Origin of the sequence: Thermosipho melanesiensis BI429 (assembly GCF_000016905.1) — a bacterium.
Taxonomy (GTDB): domain Bacteria; phylum Thermotogota; class Thermotogae; order Thermotogales; family Fervidobacteriaceae; genus Thermosipho; species Thermosipho melanesiensis.
The window spans coordinates 74,229-85,278 of sequence record NC_009616.1 but is presented as its reverse complement, the minus strand read 5'-3'; the positions used below and the strand labels follow the sequence as shown (position 1 = coordinate 85,278).

The window sequence follows — 11,050 nt, the reverse complement described above, 5'->3', positions numbered from 1 at the left end:
TATGGAGTTAATGAAATTTTACAGAACGGTCCTTGAATCAATTATTGAAGGAGTAATAATAGTTGATAAAGATGCGAAAATTTTATATATAAACAAAAGAGCGATGCATATATTGAAATTAAAAGAAGGATTTATTGGGAAGCATGTAGCAGATGTAATTCCTAATACTAGATTGCACATTGTAGTACAAACAGGAGTACCAGAAGTTGATGAGGTACAAAATGTTGGAGAAAATATAATAATAACCTCTAGGATGCCGCTTACAGATGAATGTGGAAATATTTTAGGAGCTGTTGCCGTATTTAGGGATATAACAAGTATGAGAAAACTTGCAGAAGAGATTACCAATCTACACCAGATAGAAGCAAGATTAAAGGCAATTATTGATTCAACATATGATGCTATTTCTGTTGCCGATGAAAATGGATATATTGTTTTGGTGAATAAGGCATATACAAAGATAACAGGACTTAAGCCAGAAGAGGTAATTGGAAAACCTGCAACTGTTGATATAGCTGAAGGAGAAAGTATACATATGAAAGTCGCAAGGACTAAAAAGCCTATTTTTAACGCTAGGTTAAAAGTAGGGCCATTAAAAAGGGAAGTAATAGTTAATGCTATGCCTTTAATCGTAAGAGGAAAATTTAGTGGAAGTGTTGCGGTTGTTCATGATGTTTCAGAGATACTTGAATTAACCAGGGAGTTAAATGAAGTAAAAAGATATATTAGGCAACTAAAAGCACAATATACCTTTGATGATATTATTGGAAAAAGTGAAAAGCTTTTAATAGCAAAAGAGCAAGCAAAAAAGGTAGCTAAAACGCCTGCAACTGTTTTTCTTAGAGGGGAAAGTGGAACTGGAAAGGAGCTTTTTGCACATGCAATCCATAATGAAAGTAATAGAAAAAATAATCCTTTCGTTACAGTTAATTGTGCTGCCATTCCTGAAAATATGTTAGAAATAGAGTTATTTGGATATACAAAAGATACATTTGGACAGAAAGGTTTGATTGAAGAGGCAGAAGGTGGCACTTTATTTTTAGATGAAATTGGTAAGATGCCTATCTCGGTTCAAGCAAAGATATTACGGTTTATTGAAAATAGAGAGTTTTTGCCTATAGGTTCTAATAGAGTAAAAAAAGTTAATGTTAGAATAATTGCTTCTACAAATATGAATATAGAAGAACTTATTAGAAAAGAACAATTTCTGATAGATCTTTATTATAGATTAAATGTATTTCCCATATATATTCCGCCTTTGAGGGAAAGAAAAGAAGATATAGAGGAACTTGCAAAATTTCTTGCAAAAAAGATTGGAAGACAATACGGAAGAAATGTTGTAGATATTACGGATAATGCAGTTGAATATTTGAAAAAATATGATTGGCCTGGGAATATAAGAGAATTAGAAAATATCATTGGAAGGGCAATAATTAATATGGATATTGGTGAGACGATACTTGATAAAAGACATATTCCTCTTTTATTTTTGGAGAATAATTCTATTTTGAAAAAAGAGGGATCTTTAAGGTCAATGGTAGAAGATTTTGAAAGGAAGATGATTGAATCTTCTTTGAAAGAAAATAATGGAGACAGAACATTAACTGCAAAAAAATTGAAGATTAGTTTGAGGACATTGTATTACAAAATGGAAAGATATGGATTGTTGAAAAAGGGGGAGAGATATGAAGCTTGATCTTTTAATTGAAGGTGGATTGATAAGTATTCCAAATAGGGCAAAGGCGACCTTTTGTTCAGTTGCTTTGCTTGAGGAAAAAGATAGGAAAATATTGATTGAACCGGGAGATTATGTTACACATTCCATTTTAGAGGAAAAATTGAAAGAGAGAAATCTTACAACAGACGATATTACAGACATTGTATTGACACATTTTCATCTTGATCATGCTTACAATTCTATTTTCTTTAAAAATGCAACGGTACATTTGCACGAAAATTTTTTAAAGAAAAACTACGAAAAATTTGGAATGATTGTGGGAAAACAGTATAAGATGATTTTAGATTCGTGGAATAGTTTCCAAACGTTTAAAGACGGGGATATTTTATTTGATAAAATAAATGTATACCACACACCATGGCATGCAAAAGAACATTGTTCATTTGTTGTTGAAACGGAAAATTTTGGAAGAGTGTTTTTTCCAGGTGATATTGTTATGACTAGAGTGGAGTTTTATGATATAATGAGAATGTTGAGAGATGATGAATGTGCGAGATTTGTTAGGAAATTTGTTTCTAAAACCGATTATTTAGTTTTTACTCACGATAGTGGTATTTCTTTGGATAAATGGAGGTGAAAATTATGAAAGTTGCTCTTATTTCTTATGAAGTGTACCCTTTTGCAAAAGTGGGGGGACTTGCCGATGTGGTTGGAGCACTTCCTAAGTATTTAGAAAAAGCTTCTGTAAAACCAATTGTAATAATGCCTAAACATAAAGTTGTAGAAAAAAATGCGAGAAATTTAGATAAAGTAATGGAAAAGATTAGTATTCCATACCTAAAGACCGATGAGACCTTTGATATTTACAAAACCATTGTGCCTAAAACAAATGTTCCTATATATTTTGTAGCAAATGAATATTATTTTTCGGCAGAAAATGTATATGAAGGACCAGATCTAGCTGAACAGGCTATATATTTTTCTGCTGCAGTACTTGAAACTTTAAAAGTGTTAGATTTGCAAATGGATGTTTTACATGTTAATGATTGGCAAACAAGTTTAATACCAGTTTATTTAAAAACGCTTTACAAGGAAGATGAGTTTTATGCAAAAACGGTTACACTTTTGACGATTCACAACTTGGGTTATCAAGGTATTTTTGACAGCAAATATATGGAATTTTCGGGCTTGCCGAATTATTTGTACAATATAGATGGAATAGAATTTTATGGGAAAATTAATTTTTTGAAAGGTGGTATTCTTTACTCGGATATTATAAATACAGTAAGTCCAACTTATGCAAATGAGATTCAAACTAAGGAATATGGAGAAAAGCTTGATGGTGTATTAAGACTTAGAAGTGCAGATTTATACGGTGTTTTGAATGGAATAGACTATGATGAATACAATCCAGAAACTGATAAGAGGATTTTTGTAAACTATTCTTTGGATAACATAGATAAAAAGTATGAGAATAAGGTGAGGTTACAAAAAGAGTTAGGATTACCTGAAGATAGACGTATACCTATGATTGGTATGATAACAAGACTTGTTGATCAAAAGGGATTGGATATTTTATCTGAAGTTCTTAGATATATAGTGAATTATGATATTCAATTTGTAATTTTAGGCACAGGTGATGAAAAGTACGAAGAGATGTTTAAAAAAGCTCAACAGGAATTTCCAAAGAATGTTTCTGCTAATGTGAAATTTGATATAAATCTTGCACAAAAGATTTATGCGGCAAGTGATATGTTCTTGATGCCTTCAAGATATGAACCTTGTGGGTTAGGACAAATGTACAGCTTAAGGTATGGAACGATACCTATTGTAAGGTATACAGGTGGACTTGCGGATACTGTTTTGGAATACGATGAAAATAAGATGACGGGAAATGGCTTTGGGTTTGTTGAGTATGATTCATCAAAATTACTCAAAGCTGTAGCAAGGGCTTTGGATTTTTACAAAAATAAAAAAGTTCATTGGAAAAAACTTATTGATAATGCAATGAAAACCGATCTTTCATGGGAAAGATCTGCAAAAGAATATGTTAAATTATATAACAAAGCAATGAGTAAAAGAATTTAAAGGAGGAATTTTTATGCCTGAATACAGGAAGGATCCTGTGGTAAGAAGATGGGTTATAATTGCAACAGAACGTGCAAAAAGACCACATGATTTTTCAGTTCCAAAGGAAGAAAAGCAAGGGGGATTTTGCCCATTTGATTATGGTAATGAACATACAACACCTCCTGAAGTTTTGGCTTTTAGACCGGAAGATACTGAACCTAATTCCCCTGGTTGGTGGGTAAGAGTTGTTCCAAATAAATTTCCTGCTGTTGATCCAAATATAGAAATCCAAAAGTATGGTCATGGTATGTACGATGCAATGGCGGGTTTTGGGTACCATGAAGTTATTGTGGAAACACCTGATCACAACAGTACCTTTGCACTGTATGATGATAAACAGGCAAAAGAGGTTGTTTGGGCTTATGTGAAAAGGTACAAAGAGATAGAAAAGGATGAGAGAATAAAGTATGTTTTGATATTCAGGAATCACGGTGCCTTAGGTGGGGCATCACTTCCGCATCCTCATAGTCAGATTATAGCCATACCAAGTATTCCAAAGAGAGTTTTAGAGGAAATGAATGGAGCAAAAGATTATTATGATTACAAAGAAAGATGTGTTTTTTGTGACATGATTTCACAAGAAAAGATTGAAAACAGAAGAATTATTGAAGAAAATGAACACTTTATTGCTTTTGCACCATATGCTTCTAGATTTCAATTTGAGACTTGGATAATTCCAAAAGAACACTCGCATAATTTTGGATTGATTTCTGAGGAACAAGTTGAAACATTTGCCAAGATTTTGAGGAATAGTCTTTATAGAATTTACAAGGTTTTAGACAATCCACCGTATAATTTTGTTATTCATACTTCTCCAACTTACGAAGAAGGAAAAATTTATTATCACTGGCATGTCGAAATTATGCCAAGATTAACAAGGGTTGCGGGCTTTGAATGGGGATCTGGATTTTACATAAATCCTGTTCCACCAGAAGATGCAGCTAAATATTTGAAAACTGTTGAAATATAAATCCTCCCATACGGGAGGATTTATATTTTTAGCCTTTTTATCAAATTATATTCTTCAAGCGCTTCATAGTACATACCAGCTTCCTCGTATAATTGAGCAAGTTTTAAGTGTTTTTCTTCATTCATAGGGTCTTTTTCTACGATTTTTTTGTATGTTTTTGCTGCCAGAGTTTTTAAACCAAAGGAGTAGAATATGTAGAATCTTATAATTCTAAATGAAAAAATCAAAATTAATAAAATAAATAACAGAATAATTAAGATATTATTTGAATGTTTTACTTGATTTTCTTTATCTTTTTGTGGAGTTAGCAGGGGAGTGGTAGCTTTGGGTGAATATTTTTCTGCAAGTGATATTAATCTATTTTTTTTAATTGTGAGGTTGTTTATCTCAGATTTTAACAGATTTATATTTTCCACATTGCTATTCTCCAAATTGTTTAATATTTGTACGTATTTTTCTAGGTCTTGAATGTATTTTGATGTGTAAGTGCCACCTATTTTTTTTGAAAAATCAACAATACGTTTTAATATGGGATATTGTTTTTCGGAAAATTCATTTATGTTTTGGACAATATAATTTAAGATATTAAAACCTAATTCTTTTGAAAAAGGTTTTTCTTTGAAAAGTGTAATTACATTAAATGTTAACATAGTAGGGTATTTTAAAAAGAAATTGGTTAAAGAAATTGCTGCCTTTTTTACATCGATTCGTGGGGTTATTATTTTTAGAAATATTATGTCTTCTAAGAATGTTTCGTATGCTGGATGTTCTATAGTATTTTTTAGCATTTTATATATTTGAGGAAAGAAGATATCAATAAGGTTTAAAACGTAAGTGCTTGGGTTTGTTTCTTTTACATAGTTTCTTAAACCATTAATGTCTTCTCTAATGAAGAATGATAATTCGTTTTTATTTTTTAGTTCTATCTTTAATTTTATTTTTTTACCAAGGGATTCGATAGATGTATCAGTTGGATTTTCAAGCACATATTCAAGAAACTTTTCCCAAGCTAATTCTGGATTTTCTTTTGAAATATTTATTATTTCATTTTTTGAGATGGAAAAGACAAATAAACTAACTATTGTTATTATTAGTATGATTAGTTTTTTCATAATCCCCCCTAATTCCATAAGGTTCTATTTCAATGTTTTCTAACGGTTCAACATGAATAACAACATCGTATATTTTGTTATTAGTTATATTTATTAACTTTTCCTTTATACACTTTGTTAGCTCATGTGATTCTTTTACTGTCATATTGGGCTCTACTTCGATATCCATATCAATATCATAGTTGATTCCAATCTTTCTAACTCTTATTTTGTGAGGATTTTTAATTTTTCCACAATCTTTACATACCTTTAATATTGCATCGTATATCCATTCATCTTCAGGATGTATACCATCTAAAAGTAAATGTGCATTTTCACTAAATATTTCAAATGCTACCTTTATAATTATAACAGACATTAATATTCCAACCAAAGGGTCCATCCATGCTAGCCCGGTTTTGTTTAAAAAAACACCTAAGAACACTATAGTTGACAACATTATATCATTTCTCATATTGAGGGCTTCTGCAACTAAAGAGGATCTATTATATTTTTTTCCAATTCTGTATTCGACTATAAAGAGTATTGTTTTAAAAAGAACAGATATTAGGGTTACAAATAAAGGTAAAAAACCTGGAATTAGTATGTATTCTTTTTTGACTAGTTTCAGAAAGCTTTCGATTAGTAGTGATATACCTGCATAAAAAACGATAAAAGATATAATTTTTGCTCCAATGTTTTCAGCTTTTGTATGGCCGTATGGGTGTAATTTGTCAGGCGGTTTTGAAGAATATCTCGTTGCAAGAAAAACAATGATTGAAGTTATTATATCAGTAGAGCTATCTATACCATCTGCAAGTACAGCCATACTGTTAAACAATATACCAGTGATTATCTTTATAACAGCAAGGAATGTATTTGTAACTACTGCAAAGGTTGTGACTTTTTTTAATGTCTTTTCCATACTATACCTCTTTCATTGAAATATTTAATACTTCTTTCATCAGTTTCAAAGAAAAGTTATGCATTTTTTCATCATATGAGTTTGTAGCATTCGTATACAGATTCACTGTAATGTCTCTGTTTCTTAATTCTTCCGCTGTAAAGAGCACGCAGATGTTTGAGACTAATCCGCACAAATCAACTTCTTTTATATTTAGCTTTTTTAATATTTCATCTAAGTTTGTGTTAAAAAAGGCAGAGTATCTTGTTTTTTTTATGTAATAAACTTTATTATAATCTTTTAATACATCAAATATTTCAGAAATAATTTGAGCACCATCTGTGTTTTTTACACAGTGTTTTGGCCAGATATTAAATTCTATATCATCTTCCTCATGCCAATCTTGTGTGAGGATAATTGGAAGTTTTTTTGATTTTGCATTTTTTATTAATGAAAGTATCGGTGGAATTATTTTTTCTGCTCCATCAAAATATAATGTTCCACCATTTTTGGCAAAGTCATTTTGCATATCGATTATTATTAATGCCTTCATTTTAACACCTCACAAGTTTCTTTTAAACCCTTCACCAAGCACATATCTTGATTCATTTACTATTACAAAGGCGTTTGGATCCACTTTTTTGATGAAATGAATAAGCTCACTAAGTTCACGCCTTCTAATTGAAACAAAGATGATATCCCTGTCTTTTTTTGTGTATCCTCCCTTTCCCTTTAGGTAAGTAAGACCTCTTCCCATATTTTTAATTATAAATTCTTCAATGGGTTTGTTGTTCTCCGTGATAATAGTTACTGTAATTGCGAGTTCTAAACCTTTTAGTACAAAATCAATTGTGATACCATTGATTATTATAGCAAGAATTGAGTACATTCCTATCTTTGGATCAAAAGCAACTCCTGCTAAAAATCCGATGAAAAAGTCTATTACAAGTAGTGTTGTGCCCATTGGTGTTGCAAAAAATTTATTAAATATTTTTGCCAAAATATCAGTTCCACCTGTGGATGAGTTTTGGGAAAAAGTAATTGCCATACCAATTGCAGTTAAAATATCACCGAAGAATACAGCAAGTATTAAATCATTTCCATTGTAAGTTGGAATTTTAACTACCCTATCGAAAAAATCAATAAAAAAGTTTAGTAAAAATGTACAATAAATTGTTTTGTAACTAAAGTCGAAGCCAATAATTAAAAATGCTATAAAAAACAAAATGGCGTTTAAAATATACATCCATATTCCTACGGGAATTGGTATAACTGAGTGTAAAACTATGGCAAGTCCAGATGCACCACCTGCAGCAATATTATTTGGTATTAGAAATATTACAAGTCCTAAAGCAGTTAAAATTACCCCTATTGTTGAAAGGATATATTCTTGTATTATCTCTTTTAAAGGCATGTTTTTAGCCATTTTTCTACCTCCCTTTATTTATAATATTTTTATTATATCCCCATACAAAGGTCCAGCAGTTGTTTTTTTCACTTTTACTAATACTTTCTTTCCTATTAGTGATTTATCACCTTCAAATGCTATAATTTTATTTCTAATATCTCTACCATAATAAAGACCTGATTTTGCCTTTGTTTCAACTATTATTTCTACAGTTTTGTTTAAATAATTTTCATTTAGTTGTTTGTTTATTTCTTTTTGAAGGTTTAAAATGTATGCCATTCGTTTTGTTTTAATTATCCTTGGAACGTTATCTTCAAAATATTTCCACGCAATAGTTCCTTCTCTTGGAGAATAAATAGCAAGGTTTAACCTTTCAAATTTAATATTTTTAACTAGTTCAACCGTTTTTTCAAAATCTTCTTCTGTTTCATCAGGAAACCCCACAATTATATCACTAGAAATGGAAGCATCTGGTACTATTTTTCTAATATCATTTATTAATTCAATATATTCTTCGATAGTATAACGTCTGTTCATTTTTTTTAATATTTTATTACTTCCATGTTGTACGGGAAGATGTATGTTTTTCGTTATTTTTGAACTATTTGCGACTTCATGTGCAATATCTAACGAAAAGTCCGTTGGATAAGAAGTTAAAAACCATATTCTTTCTATTTCTTCAATATCTTTCGTTAGATTTAGTAACTTTGCAAGAGAACTTCCATCATTTAAGTCTTTTCCATATGCATCAACATTTTGACCAAGGTAGGTTACTTCTTTTATTCCACTTTTTGCAAGATTTTCAACTTCATTTATTATATCATCCATTTTTCTTGATTTTTCACGTCCTCTTGTGTATGGAACAATACAGTATGTACAGAATCTATTACATCCATAAATAATAGTAATCCAAGCATGGTGTTTGGAGTTTCTTTTTAGGATTTTTTTGTAATCAATCTCGTCCATTTTGTCTTCAAATATTGCACTTTTTTTTCCGTTGATAGCTCTTTCAACTGCTTGTGGGATTAATGGGATAGCCCTTGTTCCAATAACAAATTTTACACCTCTTTTAAATAGTTTTTCTTTTTCTTTTTCAGCTCCACAACCCATTATGCCAATTATTTTATTTTGTTTTTTTAATTCACCAATGTGACTGTAAAATTTATCTTCGGATTTTTTTCTAACCACACATGTGTTTAGTATTACAATATCTGCGTCATTTTCGTTGTTAGTGATTTCGTATCCTTCTTCTTCAAGGTAGAACTTTGCAACTTCGCTGTCATTTTCGTTCATTTGACAGCCATAAGTTTTTATGTGAATTTTCTTCATATTATCCCTCCCTCTTTTAGTAAAATAATTCTATCATTTGTAGATTTTTTTTCCACCAATAATTTTTAACAAGATTGTTAAATGTGATAAAATCTTATAGGGGTGGTATTATTCGTATAAAAGAGTTGGATATTGCAAAAGGGATTTTAATAATAATGGTTATGTTTGCTCATTCTTGTGCACCTGAAAATTATGTTGCTAAAATATCTAGTATATTAGCCGTTTTTATGCTTATTTCTGGGTATTTGTATAAAGATGAGATGGTTTTAGTTAAATTAAAAAAATTATTCCTTAATATCCTAATTCCTTTTTATTTTATGTCCACAGTGGGGTATTTTGTTTATTATTTTATAAACAGGTTTGTAAGTATAAGTGATAGTGTGTTTTCAAGTATTTTTGACTTTTTATTTTTTGGGTATTCTCCCATAGATATGCCTGTTAATGTTTTGCCACTTTGGTATCTTTATATGTTTTTTGTTGCAGAATTATGTTTTTTAGTTCTTTACAAATTAAAATTGGTCCATTTGATTCCTGTTTTATCATTTTTTTCAACGCTTTTTATAAAAGAGCAAAGTAAATTTTTTAAATTAGAAGTAGTTTTTCATGGATTAGTTTGGTTTTATTTGGGTTTTATTTTTAAGAAAAATAGATTTGGTTTTAGGATAAAACGCAAATATCTTTTGTTTAGTTTTTCTTTTCTTCTTCTTTGGATTTTTTCTAATATAAATGGATTTAATGATTGGCGTTCGGCAAGTTATGGAAAGTTTTCTTTGCTTTCGTATTTTACGGAATTTTTGTCTATAATTTTAATTGTCTCATTATCGAATATTTTGGTTTCTACGCGATTTGAAAATTTTTTTGTGTTATTTGGAAGGTTTACAATATTTGTTTTGGGGTATCATATATTAATACCTGGACTTCTTACCCCTTTAGTTAGCGATCCTATAGCTTTTGTAAGTAGGTTTTGGTATATTTATTATCTTGTTTCTATATTTATTATGTATTTAGTTTTAAAGATTTTTCCTAAATGGTTAATTTATACCTTAGCTGGGCAATTTCATTTAATAAGAGGGAATATGACTTTTATTAAAAAATACAAAAGAAGGTCTTGATTTCTATAAGTTAGAAGATAAGTTTAATTTTAACAGAACAATGTTATATTTTGTTTCCTGCTTAATCCAAGACCAAACAAAGCAAGTTCATTAATGCATGTAAAGCAATATCATCAAGGATCAGAAAGGAGAGAAAATATGCTTCAAACTTACAGATTCAAAATTTATCCTAAAACAAAGGAAAAATCCCAAATGCAGGGCAGTTTATGGTAGAGAAATTAACACAGCAAAAGATGTTTCACAATATGTGTGGAGAAAATAGGAAAGTATGGTGGGAAGCATTTGAAACTATTAGGTCTGTGGACTTGTGGGGCTTACAAGAGGGCTATGAGCCATCGTAGGATGAAGTAGAGAGTCAAGTTTTCTAAGCATAGTGTATGATGTGTTAGTTTGCTTGAATTAAATAGAATTAGAATAGAAACAAATAA

The 11,050-nt window shown here is 30.3% G+C and carries 10 protein-coding genes; 5 read left to right on the top strand and 5 right to left on the bottom strand.

Translation table 11 applies throughout. The features are described 5' to 3' along the window. Position 1 precedes the first annotated feature (1 nt). The 4 genes from TMEL_RS00425 to galT are packed head-to-tail and all read left to right on the top strand — an operon-like array spanning position 2 to position 4,778. Positions 2-1,696 carry a sigma-54 interaction domain-containing protein gene (locus TMEL_RS00425; RefSeq protein ID WP_012056318.1) on the top strand — a complete coding sequence of 565 codons (1,695 nt, stop codon included), beginning with the start codon at positions 2-4 and terminating at the stop codon, positions 1,694-1,696. Next, positions 1,686-2,315: an MBL fold metallo-hydrolase gene (locus TMEL_RS00420; RefSeq protein WP_012056317.1), complete on the top strand. Its 630-nt coding sequence runs from the start codon at positions 1,686-1,688 to the stop codon at positions 2,313-2,315. Before TMEL_RS00425 ends, TMEL_RS00420 begins: the two co-directional genes overlap by 11 nt. A gap of 5 nt (positions 2,316-2,320) precedes the next feature. Continuing rightward, the gene (locus TMEL_RS00415) at positions 2,321-3,766 is read left to right on the top strand and encodes a glycogen synthase (protein ID WP_012056316.1); all 1,446 of its coding nucleotides are present in this window, start codon (positions 2,321-2,323) and stop codon (positions 3,764-3,766) included. A gap of 13 nt (positions 3,767-3,779) precedes the next feature. After that, positions 3,780-4,778, top strand: coding sequence for a galactose-1-phosphate uridylyltransferase (gene galT, locus TMEL_RS00410; protein WP_012056315.1), 999 nt, complete (start codon positions 3,780-3,782; stop codon positions 4,776-4,778). 20 nt (positions 4,779-4,798) lie between these two features. On the opposite strand, the gene TMEL_RS00405 is transcribed toward galT, so the two are convergent. Genes TMEL_RS00405 through miaB form a run of 5 tightly spaced genes read right to left on the bottom strand, consistent with a single transcriptional unit; the run spans position 4,799 to position 9,510 of the window. Further along, positions 4,799-5,890 (bottom strand): tetratricopeptide repeat protein, encoded by a 1,092-nt coding sequence (locus tag TMEL_RS00405; RefSeq protein WP_012056314.1) that lies wholly within the window; start codon positions 5,888-5,890, stop codon positions 4,799-4,801. Next, positions 5,853-6,794, bottom strand: a complete 942-nt coding sequence (locus tag TMEL_RS00400) for a cation diffusion facilitator family transporter (RefSeq protein WP_012056313.1) — start codon at positions 6,792-6,794, stop codon at positions 5,853-5,855. The genes TMEL_RS00405 and TMEL_RS00400 overlap by 38 nt, the downstream gene beginning before the upstream one ends. Position 6,795: 1 nt before the next feature. Beyond that, positions 6,796-7,326 (bottom strand): cysteine hydrolase family protein, encoded by a 531-nt coding sequence (locus TMEL_RS00395; protein WP_012056312.1) that lies wholly within the window; start codon positions 7,324-7,326, stop codon positions 6,796-6,798. Positions 7,327-7,335: 9 nt separating this feature from the next. After that, complete coding sequence (locus TMEL_RS00390; protein WP_012056311.1) at positions 7,336-8,199, bottom strand: YitT family protein; 864 nt, start codon at positions 8,197-8,199, stop codon at positions 7,336-7,338. Positions 8,200-8,217: 18 nt separating this feature from the next. Further along, positions 8,218-9,510 (bottom strand): tRNA (N6-isopentenyl adenosine(37)-C2)-methylthiotransferase MiaB, encoded by a 1,293-nt coding sequence (gene miaB / locus TMEL_RS00385; RefSeq protein WP_012056310.1) that lies wholly within the window; start codon positions 9,508-9,510, stop codon positions 8,218-8,220. A 125-nt stretch (positions 9,511-9,635) separates the two neighbouring features. On the opposite strand from miaB, the gene TMEL_RS00380 reads away from it, so the two are divergent. Next, a complete protein-coding gene (locus TMEL_RS00380; RefSeq protein WP_238375217.1) occupies positions 9,636-10,622 on the top strand; it encodes an acyltransferase family protein in 987 nt (328 codons plus the stop codon). The last annotated feature ends 428 nt before the right edge of the window (positions 10,623-11,050 follow it).